Raw genomic sequence first — 15,199 nt, forward strand, 5'->3', positions numbered from 1 at the left:
GCCCCCTAGATGGGACTGCTGCGCAATCCAGCGCGGGCAAGCCCGCTCGCCACAACAAGCCCGCTCGCCACAGATCAGAGAAGGCGCGCATCGCTCGGCCAAGTTGGCTAAAATGCCGGCCTTTTCCACTTCGTCGCCGGAACAGCCGTGAGCAAAGAACCCGATCGCCTATTCGCCCAGCCCTTGCCCCAGGTGCCGGACTTCGCCTTTAACGAGGACGTGGTGCGGGTGTTCCCGGACATGATCAAGCGCTCGGTGCCCGGTTACCCGACGATTGTCGAGAACCTCGGCGTGCTGGCGGCGCAGTTTGCCCAGCCGGGCAGCGTGCTGTACGACCTGGGTTCGTCCCTGGGCGCGGTGACCCAGGCCCTGCGTCGCCACGTGCGCACCGACGGTTGCCGGGTGATCGCTGTGGATAACTCGGCGGCGATGGTCGAGCGCTGCCGCGAATACCTCAACGGCCAGGACTCGATGTTCCAGGAGCTGCTGCCGGTGGAGGTGATCGAAGGCGATATCCTCGCCCTAGAGTTCCAGCCGGCCTCGGTGGTGGCGCTGAATTTCACCCTGCAATTTATCGCCCCCGAGGAGCGCCTGGCCTTGCTCGGGCGGATTCGCCAATCGCTGCTGCCCGGTGGCGCGCTGATTCTCTCGGAAAAACTGCGCTTCAATGATCCCGAAGAACATGCATTGCTCACCGATCTGCACGTAGCGTTCAAACGCGCCAACGGCTACAGCGAACTGGAAATCGCCCAGAAGCGCAGCGCCATCGAAAACGTCATGAAGCCCGACAGCCTCGAAGAACACCGCGAACGCCTGCTGGCGGCCGGGTTCTCGAAAGTCGTGCCGTGGTTCCAGTGTCTTAACTTTGCCTCGTTGATTGCCTTGCCATGATTGATCTGTCCCCCCTCGCCCGCCATCTGGTCGGCACTCCCCTGGCCGTGTGGGCCCAGGGCCTGCAAGCACAACTCGATGCAAAAATGGAAAAGGGCCATGGCGACCTGGCGCGCTGGCAAAGTGCGCTGGATGCGCTGCCCAAGATCCTGCCAAGCGAAGTCGACCTGCTGAACGGCCTGACCCTCGACACCGATTGCGATGACACAACCCGTGAGCAGATGCATGCCGCGCTGATGGGCCTGAGCCCGTGGCGCAAAGGCCCGTTCAACCTGTTCGGGGTGCACGTGGACACCGAATGGCGCTCGGACTGGAAATGGTCGCGGGTCGCGCCGCACCTGAACCTTGCGGGCAAGCGCATCCTCGATGTGGGCTGTGGCAACGGCTACTACATGTGGCGCATGCTCGGCGCCGGCGCCGACAGTGTGATTGGCGTGGACCCCAACTGGTTGTTCTTTTGCCAGTTCCAGGCGGTGCAGCGCTACCTGTCGGCGCCCAACGCCTGGCACCTGCCCTTCCCGTTCGAAGACCTGCCGCCAAACATGGAAGGTTTTGACACGGTGTTCTCCATGGGCGTGTTCTACCACCGCCGCTCGCCAATCGAGCATTTGCTGGCGCTCAAGGATTGCCTGGTCAAGGGCGGCGAGCTGGTGCTGGAAACGTTGGTGATCGAGGGCGATCAACAACAGGTACTGGTGCCGGAAGACCGTTACGCGCAGATGCGCAATGTGTGGTTCCTGCCCTCGGTGCCGGCGCTGATGCTATGGCTGCGGCGTGCCGGCTTCACTGAGGTGCGCTGCGTGGATGTGAGCGTGACCACGGTCGAGGAACAACGCGGGACAGAGTGGATGAAGTATCAGTCCCTGAGTGACTTCCTCGACCCTGAGGATCACAGCAAGACGATTGAAGGGCTGCCGGCACCGATGCGTGCGGTGATCATCGCCAAGAAGTAACCCCCAATCGCCCTGAGAAAATACAGATCAAAAATGTGGGAGCTGGCTTGCCTGCTCCCACATTGATCTGGTTCTCACATTGAGGTCAGGGTTTAGCCCGGCGCGCCTTGAAGAACTCACTCAACACCGCTCCGCACTCCTCGGCCAGCACCCCGCCTTCATACATCACCCGATGATTGAGAAAGCCCTGGGTAAAGAATTGCCCCTGGCTTTGCACAATCCCCGCCTTGGGCTCCAGCGCGCCGTACACCACCCGCGCGATGCGCGAGTGGACAATCAGCCCGGCACACATGCTGCACGGTTCCAGGGTCACATACAGGGTGCTGCCCGGCAGGCGGTAGTTGCTGACGGCCTGGGCCGCCGCGCGGATGGCGACCATCTCGGCGTGGGCGCTGGGGTCGCTGCCGCTGATCGGGCAATTGAAGCCGCGCCCGATGATTTCGCCGTCCTGCACCAGCACCGCACCCACCGGCACTTCGCCGAGGGCCGCGCCCTGGGCGGCGAGGGCCAGGGCTTCGCGCATAAAGTCCTGGTCGCGGCTGCGGTCGATAATCGCCGTCGGGCGTATCTGGCGCATCACGCCACCTCGATGGCGGCCATCAGGCCGGTTTCCATATGGTCGATCACATGGCAGTGGAACATCCACACCCCAGGGTTATCCGCCACCAACGCCACGCGAGCGCGCTCGTTCTTGCCCAGCAGGTAGGTGTCGGTGAAGTACGGCGTGACTTTGTGGCGGTTCGAGGCGATGACCTTGAAACTCATGCCATGCAGGTGGATCGGGTGCTGGTACTGGGTCATGTTCTTCAGTTCGAAAATATAGCTCTTGCCCAACTCGAGCTTGGCAATCGGGCGGTCGGCGCAGGTCTTGTCGGTGATATCCCAGGCCTGGCCGTTGATCTGCCACAGGCTCGGCGGCCTGTTTTCGACATCGACCGAGACCGAGCCGACCCATTCGAAATTGAAGTTGAGCTTCTCGGCATTCGCCAGGTCGGGCTCGGCAATCGGGTTGGCCGGCAACGCCGGTGGCCACTCGCCGGGGGCGTCGGTGTTGGCCACCGAGCGGAAGGTGCCCAGGCGCACCGGGCCATTGCGGATCGACAGCTCTTCGCCGGCCGGCGGGGCTTTGATTGCCAGGCAGATGCGCATGCCCGGGCCCAGCCAGTATTCCTTGCCCAGGGGCCGTGGCTCGATGGGGTTGCCGTCCAGCGCGTAGATCTGCGCCTCGACGTTGGGGATATTCAGGCGATAGGTCAGGGTGTTGTCGAGGTTGAGCAGGCGCACCCGGGTGATTTGCCCGGCAGGCAGGTCGATGACCGCCTGCGGCACACCGTTGATGGTCGACAGGCGCCCGGCCGTACCGCCACGGGCTGCTTCGCGGGGGATGCTGAACTCGACAAATTCACCCTGCTCGTCGATATGCCAGTTTTTCAGGCTCAGGGTGCGTTCGTGCTGGAAGCCGGTGGGCTCGCGCTCTTCGACAATCAACGGGCCGACCAGGCCACGACCCAGTTCTTCGCTGCTGCTGACATGGGGGTGATACCAGTAGCTGCCGGCATCCGGCACGCGGAACTGGTAGTCGAAATACTCACCGGGCAATACCGGCAGTTGCGAGACGTAGGGCACGCCGTCCATTTCCAGGGGCAGGCGGATGCCGTGCCAGTGGATGGTGGTGGCAACCGGCAGATGGTTGATAAAGCGCACCCGCAGCCATTCGCCCTGGCGTACGCGCAACTCGGTGCCCGGCGCCGAAGGGCCAAAGGCCCAAGCCTCGGTCTTGTGTCCCGGCACCAGTTCCACGTCCAACGGTGCGGCGATCAACTCGTAATCGCGCCCGGCGCTGGCGTCCGCGACTTTCCCCAGCCAGTAGCGATAGGCGCCACCGGCACCGACACCCACGACTGCCAGGCCGACGAGGCCACCAAGGATTTGTCGACGGGAAAAGGATCGGGACACAACAACCTCACAAATCTGCGCAGGCCCAAGGCCCGCAAAGGGCAAATACGATACACCCCTGCCGGCTAAACAGTAAGGCTTCGCATTGCCGCATGTGGGAAAGGCCTTATGTGGGAGCAAGCTTGTGTGGGAGCGGGTTTGCCCGCGATAGCGCTGTGTCAGTCAATAGAGGTATCGACTGAAACGCCCTTATCGCGGGCAAGCCCGCTCCCACACAAGCCCGCGCCACGTTGAATCTTTGGCGTTGATTAGGGCTTGGCGGCAGCCAGGATCAGCGCTTTCATTTCGGCAACCGCTCCTTTGAAACCGACGAACAGCGCGTGCGCCACCAGCGCGTGGCCGATGTTCAGTTCGTTGATGCCCTTGATCGCCGCCACGGCTTCGACGTTGTGGTAGTGCAGGCCATGGCCGGCGTTGACGATCAGGCCCTCGCGCAGGCCACAGGCCACGCCGTCGATGATGCGCTGCAGTTCTTCGGCCACTTCGGTGGGGGTGGTGGCATCGGCGTAGCGGCCGGTGTGCAACTCGATGGCCGGGGCGCCCACGCGGCGCGAGGCTTCGATCTGCCGTTCGTCGGCGTCGATAAACAGCGAGACTTCACTGCCGATCTGCGACAGGCGCTCGACCGCCGCCTTGATCCGCGCTTCCTGGCCGGCGACATCCAGGCCGCCTTCGGTGGTGAGTTCCTGGCGGGTTTCCGGGACCAGGCAGATATGCGCCGGACGGATGCGCTCGGCGAAGGCCATCATTTCTTCGGTGATGCCCATTTCGAAGTTCATGCGCGTTTGCAGCACGTCCTTGAGCACCAGTACGTCGCGCTCCTGGATGTGCCGGCGGTCTTCGCGCAGGTGCACGGTGATCCCATCGGCGCCGGCTTCTTCGGCATCCAGCGCGGCCTTGACCGGATCAGGGTAGCGAGTGCCCCGGGCCTGGCGCAGGGTGGCGACGTGGTCGATGTTGACGCCAAGAAGAATGCGATTGCTGGTGGTCACGGAAGCGCTCCTGAAAAGGGAAAGAATCGGCGCACAGCATACACGGGGATGTCAGGGCTTTCGAAACAACTCGCGACTGACCAGCGGCCGACCGCCCAGATGCACGGCCAGGGCCTGGCGCATCAGGCGCTTGGCCGCAGACAAGGCACCGGGGGCGCTCCAGTCGGCGTCGGCCATGGCCAGCAACTCGGTGCCCTGGAACAGGCCGGGTTGCAGCAGGTAGACGCGCTCCAGGCCTGCATCCACCTGCAGGCGGTACATGCCGTCGCTGGCGATGGGCTCGCCGTGCAGGTCGTTGCTCAGTTCAAAACCGTAGCCCAGGTCGTCGAGCAGACGCCACTCGAAAGCACGCAACAGCGGCTCCAGGGGGCGGCCTTCGGCCAGGGCCAGCAGGGTCGCAGCGTAGTGATCGAACACCGCGGGGTGCGGGTCTTCGGCGGGCAGCAGGCGGATCAGCAGTTCATTGAGGTAGAGGCCGCTGAACAGCGCCTCGCCATTGAGCCAGGCCGAGGTGCCGATGCTTTCCAGGCGGCCGACGTTTTTCAGCTCGCCCTTGCCGCGAAACTCCACGTCCAGGGCCACGAATGGCCGCGCCAGCGTGCCCGCCTTGCCCCGCGCACTGCGCAACACCGCGCGCAGCCGGCCCTGGGGCGTGAGGAAGTCCACCAGGGCGCTGGTCTCGCGGTAGGCGCGGCTGTGCAGGACGTAGGCGGGTTGGCTGGGGGGTGGGGTTGGGGACATGGGGTTCTCGCTGCGGGAACACGGTCTGGAAAACAACGACTATCCAATGTGGGAGCGGGCTTGCTCGCGAATGCGGTGGGTCAGCCAAAGCATCTGGTGACTGATCCATTGCATTCGCGAGCAAGCCCGCTCCCACATTTTGTCCTGCGGTGTTACTAAAGGCTGATTACAGGTCGCCGTAGCCCAGGGAGCGCAGTGCACGCTCATCATCGGACCAGCCACCCTTAACCTTCACCCACAGGTTAAGCATGATCTTGGAATCGAACAGCAATTCCATGTCCTTGCGCGCCTCGGTGCCGATGCGCTTGATGCGCTCGCCCTTGTCGCCAATGATGATTTTCTTCTGGCCGTCACGTTCGACGAGGATCAGCGCATGGATATGCAGGGTCTTGCCCTGCTGCTTGAACTCTTCGATTTCCACGGTGATCTGGTACGGCAGCTCGGCGCCCATCTGGCGCATGATTTTCTCGCGTACCAGTTCAGCGGCGAGGAAGCGGCTGCTGCGGTCGGTAATCTGGTCTTCCGGGAAGAAGTGCTCGTTCTCCGGCAGGTAGCCGGCGATCACCCGCTCCAGGGCTTCGAGGTTGTGCCCGTGCTGGGCCGAGATCGGCATGATCTGGGCGTTCGGCAGTTGTTCCTGCAACCAGCTCAGGTGCGGCATCAGCTCGGCTTTGTCTTCGATGCGGTCGGTCTTGTTCAGCGCGACGATCAAAGGGCCGGTGACGTACTGCACACGCTCCAGCACCATCTGGTCTTCATCGGTCCACTTGGTGCGGTCAACCACGAAGATCACCACGTCGACGTCTTTCAACGCCGCCGAAGCGGTCTTGTTCATGTAGCGGTTCAGGGCTTTCTCGCCGCCTTTGTGCATGCCCGGGGTGTCGACGTAGACCGCTTGCACGTTGCCTTCGGTCTTGATGCCCAGCATGTTGTGGCGAGTGGTCTGCGGCTTGCGCGAGGTGATCGCCAGCTTCTGCCCGAGGATGTGGTTGAGCAGCGTGGACTTGCCCACGTTGGGACGGCCGACGATGGCAACATAGCCACAGCGTGTTGCGGTTGAATCAGTCATGGCCATTCTCCACGCCCAGGGCAATCAGTGCTGCAGCGGCCGCTACCTGTTCGGCAATACGACGGCTCACACCCTGACCTCGGCTTTTTTCGTTCAATAAGGTGACTTCGCATTCGACGAAGAACACACGGCAATGCGGCTCACCCTGGATATCCACCACTTCGTAGCGTGGCAGTTCGCAGCCGCGCGACTGCAAAAATTCCTGCAGGCGGGTCTTGGGATCCTTGTTGGTATCCACCAGGGTCAGGCTGTCGATTTCCGACGCCAGCCAGGCCATGACCCGCTCCTTGGCCACTTCCATCCCGGCATCGAGATAGATCGCGCCGATCAGGGCTTCCAGGGCATCGGCCAGGATCGACTCGCGACGGAAACCGCCGCTTTTCAACTCGCCGGACCCCAGGCGCAGGTACTCGCCCAGGTCAAAACCACGGGCCAGTACGGCCAGGGTCTCGCCTTTCACCAGGCGCGCACGCAGGCGCGACAGCTGGCCTTCACGGGCCAGGGGGAAGCGGTTGAACAAGGCTTCGCCCGCGGCGAAGTTGAGAATGGCATCACCGAGGAATTCCAGGCGTTCATTGTTGCGCCCGGCAAAACTGCGATGTGTGAGGGCAAGGACCATCAATTCCTGGTCCTTGAAGGTGTAGCCGAGCTGACGCTCAAGACGACTCAAAGAAACGCTCACGGTTTACCTACTTTCAGTACGTGGCGGCAAAGGCCATCGACGATTAACGCTGTGTTCAAATTCAAATCCTGGCAATGCTGCGTATCGCTCGAGGCCGGACCAATGTCCAAGCCCCAGAAAAGCATTCGGCGCTGTGTTCACAGCGCCGCATGGATTACTTGATCAGCCCCACCCGCGAGAAGTTCGGCAGGTGGCTGAGTTTGGGTTCGGGCCAGCTCATCCAGACCGCGAAGGCCTTGCCGACGATATTCTGGTCCGGAACCATGCCCAGCAGCTCCTTGGGAATGCTTGGATCATCCCAGTAGCGGCTGTCGTTGGAGTTGTCGCGGTTGTCGCCCATCATGAAGTAGTGCCCGGCAGGCACGGTCCACTGGTTGTCGGGCGGCGAACGGTAGCGGCTCATTTCCTTGCGGATCTGGTGCTCTACCGCCCCGAGTTTTTCCTCGTACAGCTCGGCGCTGCCCAGGGTATTAGGCTCGGCACCGATGAGTTTCTCAGCCACCGACTCGCCATTGACGAGCAGGCGTTTGTCGCTGGTGTAGCGAATCACGTCACCCGGCAGGCCGACCACACGCTTGATGTAGTTGACGTTCGGGTCGCTTGGGTAGCGGAACACCATCACATCGCCGCGCTGCGGATCACCCACCTCGATGATTTTCTTGTCGATCACCGGCAAGCGGATCCCGTAGGAAAACTTGTTCACCAGGATAAAGTCGCCCACATCCAGGGTTGGCTTCATCGAACCCGAAGGAATCTGGAACGGCTCTACCAGAAACGAGCGCAGCACCAGCACGATGAACAACACCGGGAAGAACGACTTGCCGTATTCAACCAGCAGGGGCTCTTTGTTCAGCTTCTCGATCACCACGCCATCGGGCTGGCTGACGCTGCCCTGATAGGACGCGATGGCCGCCCGGCGACGCGGGGCGAAGAACAGCAGATCGAGCAGCGCCAGGAGGCCACAGACGGCAACGGCGATGACCAGCAACAGCGGGAAATTTAGTGACATAGGACCTAACTATCCAACCTGAGCACCGCAAGGAAGGCTTCTTGTGGAATTTCCACGTTACCCACTTGCTTCATGCGTTTTTTACCGGCCTTTTGCTTCTCAAGCAGCTTGCGCTTACGGCTGACGTCGCCGCCATAGCATTTGGCCAGTACGTTCTTTCTGAGAGCCTTGACGGAGGTCCGCGCAATGATCTGCCCGCCAATGGCGGCCTGGATCGCAACGTCGAACATCTGGCGCGGAATCAGTTCCTTCATCTTCTCGGTCAACTGGCGACCTTTGTAGTGCGCATTATCCTTGTGCACGATCAGCGCCAGGGCATCGACCTTGTCGCCGTTGATCAGCACATCGAGCTTCACCAGATTGGCCGATTGATAACGGTCGAAATGGTAATCCAGCGAAGCATAGCCGCGACTGGTGGATTTGAGACGGTCAAAGAAGTCCAGGACCACTTCGTTCATCGGCAAATCGTAGGTCACTTGGACCTGGGTACCGAGGAACAGCATGTCGTGCTGCACGCCACGCTTTTCGATACACAGGGTAATGACGTTGCCCAGGTGCTCCTGCGGCACAAGAATATTGGCGCGCACGATCGGTTCGCGCATGTCTTCGATCGACGACAGATCCGGCAGCTTGGACGGGTTGTCGACGTAAATCGTTTCACCGGTTTTCAGCGCCAGCTCAAAAATAACGGTTGGCGCGGTGGTGATCAGGTCCAGGTCGTACTCGCGCTCCAGGCGCTCCTGGATGATTTCCATGTGCAGCATGCCCAGGAACCCGCAGCGGAAGCCGAAGCCCAGGGCGTCGGAGCTTTCCGGGGTGTACTGCAACGACGAGTCGTTGAGGGTCAGCTTTTGCAGGGCTTCGCGGAAATCCTCGAAGTCATCGGAGCTGACCGGGAACAGGCCGGCGTAGACCTGGGGCTGGATGCGCTTGAAGCCTGGCAGCACGTCGACATCAGGCGTCGAGCTCAAGGTCAGGGTGTCACCGACCGGCGCACCGTGGATGTCCTTGATACCGGCGATGATGAAGCCTACTTCACCGGCTTTCAGATCAGTGGTAGCGGTGTGCTTGGGGTTGAATACACCGACGCTGTCCACCAGGTGGATCTTGCCGGTGGACTTGACCAGGATCTTGTCGCCCTTCTTCACCCGGCCATGGCGCACGCGTACCAGGGACACAACGCCCAGGTAGTTGTCGAACCAGGAGTCGATGATCAACGCTTGCAGCGGATCTTCGTAGTTACCGGTTGGCGCAGGAATGGTCTTGACCAGGCGCTCGAGCACTTCGTCGACACCCAGGCCGGTCTTGGCGCTGCACTCGACGGCGTCGGTGGCGTCAATGCCGATGATTTTTTCGATTTCTTCCTTCACACGGTCCGGATCGGCCTGTGGCAGGTCGATCTTGTTCAGCACCGGCATGACTTCCAGGCCCTGCTCGATCGCGGTGTAGCAGTTGGCCACGGACTGGGCTTCAACGCCCTGCCCCGCGTCCACCACCAACAGCGCGCCTTCGCAGGCGGCCAGGGAACGGCTGACTTCGTAGGTGAAGTCGACGTGGCCCGGGGTGTCAATGAAGTTCAGCTGGTACTTGATACCGTCTTTGGCGGTGTAGTACAGGGTAACGCTGTGGGCCTTGATGGTGATCCCGCGCTCGCGTTCGAGGTCCATGGAGTCCAGGACCTGGGCTTCCATTTCACGCTCGGCAAGGCCGCCGCACATCTGGATGAATCGATCGGCCAGCGTCGACTTACCATGGTCAATGTGGGCGATGATGGAGAAATTGCGGATATGACTCAAATCACTCACGGATCAACACTCAAAAAGGCTGCAGGCAGATTGCCCGCTGAAAAATAGCCGGGAATTGTACCTGATGCTCAGGCCAGACGTCATCTTTGACGACCAATAACAAAAATGCCCCGTTCTTGCGAATGGGGCATTTTTTATTCAACAACCGCGGATCAACCGGCCCGCCGCAGCAGCCAGAACCCGGCCAGGGCACAGATGCCGGTCGGCACCAGCACCGCAAACAGCGGCGAGAAGCCGAATACCAGGCTCGACGGCCCCAGCAGGTCCTGGGCAATGCGGAAGGTGAAACCGACCAATACCCCGGTAAATACCCGCTGGCCCAGGGTTACCGAGCGCAACGGGCCGAAAATAAACGAAATCGCCATCAGCACCAGGGCAGCGGTCACCACCGGCTGCAACACCTTGACCCAAAATGCCAGCCAGTAGCGGCCGTTGTTCAGGCCCTGGTCTTTGAGGTAGTGGATATAGCTCCACAAACCGGAGATCGGCAGGCTTTCCGGGACCATCACCACGGTATTGAGCAGTTCCGGTTTGAGGGCGATGTCCCAGGTCTGTGTCGGCTCGTTGATCACCTCGGTGCTGGCCTCGGTGCCTTTGCCGGGGTTGCGGAAATGGGTAGTGGTGACATCGCTCAGCACCCACTGGTTGTCATTGAACTGTGCCCGTTTGGCAAAGCTCGACGACAGCATGTGGCGCTCTTCATCAAAGCGATAGCGGGTCACACCCACCAGCAGGCCACCGGGTTGCACGGCGTTGATGTGGATAAATTCATCGCCCTGGCGGTGCCACAGGCCCCGCTTGGAGCTCTGCGCGTCGCCCGAGCCCTGGGCCAGCGCACGGTTGGCCTGGGCGGTGGTTTCCGCCGGTGGCGCCACGTATTCGCCGATCAATACGCTGGTGGCCATCAGCAGCAGCATGGGTTTCATCACCGCCCAGACGATACGGGCAATGGACACCCCCGCGGCGCGCATGATGGTCAGCTCGCTGTTGCTGGCCAGGCTGCCCAGGCCGATCAGGCAGCCGATCAGTGCGGCCATCGGCATCATGTCGTAGAGCCGGCGCGGCGCGGTCAGCGCCACGTAGCTCAGTACGTCAGTGACCGTATAGGTATCGGTGACGTTGCCCACTTCATCAATGAAGGCAAACAACGACGCCAGGCCGAGGATGATGCCCAATACCGCCAGGATGGCGACCAGTACGCTGCTACCGATGTAGCGATCCAACTTACCCACGAGCCATCTCCTTCATGCCGCGACGGCTCTGCATTTTCAAGCGAATCGGTTCCCAATACAGCAGGCCCAGGCCAATTACCAGGAAGATGCCGTGGACCCACCACAGCCCCAGGGTCGGCGACAGCTTGCCCTTCTCCAGGGAGCCACGGGCGGAAATCAGGATGGTCAGGTAGGCCATGTACAGCAGGATCGCCGGCAGCAGCTTGAGGAAGCGGCCCTGGCGCGGGTTGACCCGGGACAGCGGCACCGCCATCAAGGTGACGATAAACACCAGCAGTGGCAGGGAAATACGCCATTGCAGCTCGGCAATCGAGCGCAGTTGCTTGCTGCCGATCAGGGCTGAGGTCGGGATGGCATCGCGGTCGGTGACCTCGTTGCTCACATCCGGCCGGGCCAGCATGACCCCGTAGGTGTCGTACTTGATGGCACGGTAGTCGGCCTGGCCGGGGCTGCCGTCGTAGCGGTAGCCGTTTTCCAGGATCAGGTAGCGGCTGCCGTCCGGACGCACTTCCTGGCGCCCGCTATCGGCCACCAGCACGGAAATGCCTCGGTCTTTCTTGTCCTGGCCCAGGCGCTTCTCGGAGATGAACACACCGCCGAGGTTGGCCCGATCGTCGGTCATGCGCTCGGTGTAGGTTACGCGGGTGCCGTCGTTGAGCGCCTGGAAGCGCCCCGGTTCGAGGGTGTCGAACTCGGTCATCGCGTCCTGTTTGTTGAGCACCAGCTGAAATTGCATGGCGCCCTGGGGCGCCAGGCTCAGGCTCAGCCAGGCCACCACCAGCGCTACGCCGGTGGCCGGGACCATGGTCATGGCCAGCAGACGCTGCTGGCTCATGCCGGTGGCCGACAGCACGGTCATCTCGCTTTCGAGGTAGAGCCGGCCATAGGCCAGCAGGATCCCGAGAAACAGGCCCAGGGGCAGGATCAGCTGCAAGAAGCCAGGCAGGCGGAACCCCATGATCAGGAACAACGAGCCTGGATCCAGGGCACCCGAGGCGGCCTGGGCCAGGTATTTGACGAAACGACCACTCATGATGATGACCAGCAGTACCGCACTTACGGCACTCAGGGTCAGCAGAACTTCGCGGGACAGATAACGGAAGACGATCAAACCAGACACTCCAGGGTTGTCAGGCTAAGGCGGCCAAACAAGCAAGCATATCAAGTCGCCCCGTTGACACGGGCCGGCGAAAAAGATGGCGCATTATCCTGTGATTGTCCGCGCCTGTCACGGAGCTTGCTCACACCCATGCACAAAGCTGGCGTCAAGGGTTGTCAGGCTCGGGCGGCGCGGTACAAACTGCGGGCTTTGTCGCGGCCGTCTACAGGCGGCCCAGCCCACAGGCCGGAGTACAGACTCCAGGCTCTTTGACCTTATATAAGGGACCCGAACATGGAATTGGTTGTAAAAAGCGTTAGCCCCGAAACGTTGAAGACCGCCACCCTCGTGGTCGCCATCGGCGAAGGCCGCAAGCTCGGCGCGGCCGCCAAACAAGTCGATGAACTGAGCGGTGGCGCCATCAGCGCGGTGCTCAAGCGTGGCGACCTGGCCGGCAAAGTCGGGCAAAGCCTGCTGTTGCAAGGCCTGCCGAACCTCAAAGCCGACCGCGTGTTACTGGTGGGTGTGGGCAAGGATGCCGAACTGGGCGACCGCCCGTTCCGCAAGATCATCAGCGCCATCCTCAACACCCTCAAGGGTCTGGGCGGCAGCGATGCGGCACTGGCGCTGGACGAAATCGTGGTCAAGGGCCGCGACAGCTACGGCAAGACCCGCCTGTTGGCCGAAACCCTGCTGGACGGTGGTTACACGTTCGAACAGTTCAAGAGCCAGAAAGCCGAACCCGGCGCCCTGAAGAAAATCACCCTGCTGACCATCAAGGCCGCCCAGGCTGAAGTACAGCGCGCCACCACCCACGCCCAGGCCATCGCTGCGGGCATGGCGTTCACCCGCGACCTGGGCAATATGCCACCAAACATCTGCCACCCGACCTACCTCGGTGAACAGGCCAAGGCCTTGGGCAAAGAATTCAAGGGCCTGAAAGTCGAAGTCCTCGACGAGAAGAAGATCAAAGAACTGGGCATGGGCTCGTTCTATGCCGTGGGCCAGGGCAGCGACCAGCCGCCCCGCCTGATCGTCATGCAATACAACGGCGGCAAGAAGGCCGACAAACCGTTCGCCCTGGTCGGTAAAGGCATCACCTTCGACACCGGCGGCATCAGCCTCAAGCCGGGTGCCGGCATGGACGAGATGAAGTACGACATGGGCGGCGCCGCCAGTGTGTTCGGTACCCTGCGCGCCGTGCTGGAGCTCAAGCTGCCGATCAACCTGGTGTGCATCCTGGCCTGTGCCGAAAATATGCCGAGCGGCGGTGCTGCCCGCCCAGGCGATATCGTGACCACCATGAGCGGCCAGACCGTGGAAATCCTCAACACCGACGCCGAAGGCCGCCTGGTGCTGTGCGATGCCCTGACCTACGCCGAGCGCTTCAAGCCCCAGGCAGTGATTGATATCGCCACCCTGACCGGCGCCTGCATCGTCGCTCTCGGTTCCCACACCTCGGGCCTGCTGGGCAACAACGACGAGCTGGTCGAGCAATTGCTCAGCGCCGGCAAGGCGGCCGACGACCGCGCCTGGCAATTGCCCCTGTTCGATGAGTACCAGGAGCAACTGGACAGCCCGTTCGCCGACATCGCCAACATTGGCGGGCCAAAGGCCGGCACCATCACGGCGGCGTGCTTCCTGTCGCGTTTTGCCAAGAACTTCAACTGGGCTCACCTGGATATCGCCGGCACCGCCTGGACCAGCGGTGGCAAGGACAAAGGCGCTACCGGCCGTCCGGTGCCGTTGCTGACCCAGTACCTGCTGGATCGCGCCAAAGCCTAAACGCAACTCTGTAGGAGCCGATTTACAGGCTCCTACAGGTTTTTGCGTGCCTGCCTGGAAATGTAATGACCCAAGTCGACTTCTATATATTGCCCAGCGCCGATCCGTCGGCTCGCCTGGACTTTGCCTGCAAACTCACGGAAAAAGCCTGGCGCATGGGCCACCGCATCTACCTGCACTGCAGCGATGCCGCCCAGCGTGACGACCTCGATGCCCGCCTGTGGCGCTTCAAGGGCGAGAGCTTTGTGCCCCACGGCCCCGCAGAATCGGAGCCGGACAGCCAGGTGGTGCTGGGTGTGGGCGACAGTTGTGGCGATCACCATGACCTGCTGGTCAACCTGGACCTGAAAGTGCCAGCCTTCGCCAAGGGGTTTGCCCGGGTCGCGGAAGTGGTGGTGGAAGATCCGGCTATTCGTCAGGCCGCGCGTGAGAGTTTCCGTTTCTACCGCGAACAGGGCTATTCTCTGCAAGATCACCGATTACAGCGACTCTGAGCACATGATGGACACTTCAAATCCGCTAAAACCGTCTGACCACCTGCTGGACGACCTCGAGTCGATCCGCCAGTTGCTGGGTGATGACAACCTGCAACCGCCGCTGCTGACCGATACTGTCGCAGAAGAGGTACAGATCCCCCTGCTGTTCGATACGGTCGGCGCCAAGCCAGCCGCCGCCGCGCCGGTCGAGCCGCCCGTCGTCCAGGCAGCGCCCGCCGCCGAAAAAGCCCCCGATGCCCTGTTGCTGCACCTGGACAACGAACTGCGCGCCGCTGCGCAATTGATCATGCAGGACGTGATCGACGACTTTGCCCCGCATATCGAAACCGAGATCAAGCGCCGGATGGATGCGCGGATGGAGCGGTTGCTTAGCCAGTACCAGTCCTAAGCCACATAGATATCCCCTGTAGGAGCGGGCAAGCCCGCTCCTACATTTGACCCGCGCCAGCCTTAGCCCCTCTCTTCGTCTCGCCCTCTCCCCTATCCCT

The 15,199-nt window shown here is 61.8% G+C and carries 15 protein-coding genes; 5 read left to right on the forward strand and 10 right to left on the reverse strand.

Going from position 1 to position 15,199, the window contains the following annotated elements; translation table 11 throughout:
* Positions 1 to 147 precede the first annotated feature (147 nt).
* Both cmoA and cmoB read left to right on the forward strand, forming a co-directional pair.
* The gene (gene cmoA / locus K1X80_RS23210; protein WP_057438290.1) at positions 148 to 891 is read left to right on the forward strand and encodes a carboxy-S-adenosyl-L-methionine synthase CmoA; all 744 of its coding nucleotides are present in this window, start codon (positions 148 to 150) and stop codon (positions 889 to 891) included.
* Positions 888 to 1,844 (forward strand): tRNA 5-methoxyuridine(34)/uridine 5-oxyacetic acid(34) synthase CmoB, encoded by a 957-nt coding sequence (gene cmoB, locus K1X80_RS23215; RefSeq protein WP_057958556.1) that lies wholly within the window; start codon positions 888 to 890, stop codon positions 1,842 to 1,844. The genes cmoA and cmoB overlap by 4 nt, the downstream gene beginning before the upstream one ends.
* Before the next feature lie 85 nt (positions 1,845 to 1,929).
* Here the strand turns inward: cmoB and tadA are convergent, their stop codons facing one another.
* From tadA to lptF, 10 genes are all read right to left on the reverse strand, one after another.
* The gene (gene tadA, locus K1X80_RS23220) at positions 1,930 to 2,421 is read right to left on the reverse strand and encodes a tRNA adenosine(34) deaminase TadA (RefSeq protein ID WP_057958555.1); all 492 of its coding nucleotides are present in this window, start codon (positions 2,419 to 2,421) and stop codon (positions 1,930 to 1,932) included.
* On the reverse strand, positions 2,421 to 3,800 hold the full coding sequence (locus K1X80_RS23225) for a multicopper oxidase family protein (protein WP_057438284.1): 1,380 nt from the start codon (positions 3,798 to 3,800) through the stop codon (positions 2,421 to 2,423). Before K1X80_RS23225 ends, tadA begins: the two co-directional genes overlap by 1 nt.
* Positions 3,801 to 4,048: 248 nt before the next feature.
* Entirely contained in the window at positions 4,049 to 4,792 is a 744-nt protein-coding gene (pdxJ, locus tag K1X80_RS23230) for a pyridoxine 5'-phosphate synthase (RefSeq protein WP_057438282.1), read from the reverse strand.
* Positions 4,793 to 4,843: 51 nt separating this feature from the next.
* Complete coding sequence (recO, locus tag K1X80_RS23235) at positions 4,844 to 5,533, reverse strand: DNA repair protein RecO (protein ID WP_057438280.1); 690 nt, start codon at positions 5,531 to 5,533, stop codon at positions 4,844 to 4,846.
* A 166-nt stretch (positions 5,534 to 5,699) separates the two neighbouring features.
* Entirely contained in the window at positions 5,700 to 6,602 is a 903-nt protein-coding gene (gene era / locus K1X80_RS23240) for a GTPase Era (RefSeq protein WP_029297473.1), read from the reverse strand.
* Positions 6,595 to 7,284, reverse strand: coding sequence for a ribonuclease III (rnc, locus tag K1X80_RS23245; RefSeq protein WP_029297476.1), 690 nt, complete (start codon positions 7,282 to 7,284; stop codon positions 6,595 to 6,597). The genes era and rnc overlap by 8 nt, the downstream gene beginning before the upstream one ends.
* A gap of 154 nt (positions 7,285 to 7,438) precedes the next feature.
* Complete coding sequence (lepB, locus tag K1X80_RS23250; protein WP_220172526.1) at positions 7,439 to 8,293, reverse strand: signal peptidase I; 855 nt, start codon at positions 8,291 to 8,293, stop codon at positions 7,439 to 7,441.
* 5 nt (positions 8,294 to 8,298) lie between these two features.
* Complete coding sequence (gene lepA, locus K1X80_RS23255) at positions 8,299 to 10,098, reverse strand: translation elongation factor 4 (RefSeq protein WP_003210439.1); 1,800 nt, start codon at positions 10,096 to 10,098, stop codon at positions 8,299 to 8,301.
* Positions 10,099 to 10,250: 152 nt separating this feature from the next.
* On the reverse strand, positions 10,251 to 11,330 hold the full coding sequence (gene lptG, locus K1X80_RS23260) for an LPS export ABC transporter permease LptG (RefSeq protein ID WP_057958553.1): 1,080 nt from the start codon (positions 11,328 to 11,330) through the stop codon (positions 10,251 to 10,253).
* Positions 11,323 to 12,441 carry an LPS export ABC transporter permease LptF gene (gene lptF / locus K1X80_RS23265; protein ID WP_057958552.1) on the reverse strand — a complete coding sequence of 373 codons (1,119 nt, stop codon included), beginning with the start codon at positions 12,439 to 12,441 and terminating at the stop codon, positions 11,323 to 11,325. The genes lptG and lptF overlap by 8 nt, the downstream gene beginning before the upstream one ends.
* Positions 12,442 to 12,723: 282 nt before the next feature.
* Here lptF and K1X80_RS23270 point away from each other — a divergent pair, with 282 nt between their 5' ends.
* The 3 genes from K1X80_RS23270 to K1X80_RS23280 all read left to right on the forward strand — a co-directional run bounded on the left by K1X80_RS23270 (position 12,724) and on the right by K1X80_RS23280 (position 15,099).
* Entirely contained in the window at positions 12,724 to 14,214 is a 1,491-nt protein-coding gene (locus tag K1X80_RS23270) for a leucyl aminopeptidase (RefSeq protein WP_198817993.1), read from the forward strand.
* 65 nt (positions 14,215 to 14,279) lie between these two features.
* Entirely contained in the window at positions 14,280 to 14,708 is a 429-nt protein-coding gene (locus K1X80_RS23275; RefSeq protein WP_057438270.1) for a DNA polymerase III subunit chi, read from the forward strand.
* 7 nt (positions 14,709 to 14,715) lie between these two features.
* Complete coding sequence (locus K1X80_RS23280; protein ID WP_057958551.1) at positions 14,716 to 15,099, forward strand: hypothetical protein; 384 nt, start codon at positions 14,716 to 14,718, stop codon at positions 15,097 to 15,099.
* The last annotated feature ends 100 nt before the right edge of the window (positions 15,100 to 15,199 follow it).

Origin of the sequence: Pseudomonas sp. So3.2b (assembly GCF_019464415.1) — a bacterium.
GTDB lineage: Bacteria > Pseudomonadota > Gammaproteobacteria > Pseudomonadales > Pseudomonadaceae > Aquipseudomonas > Aquipseudomonas shahriarae.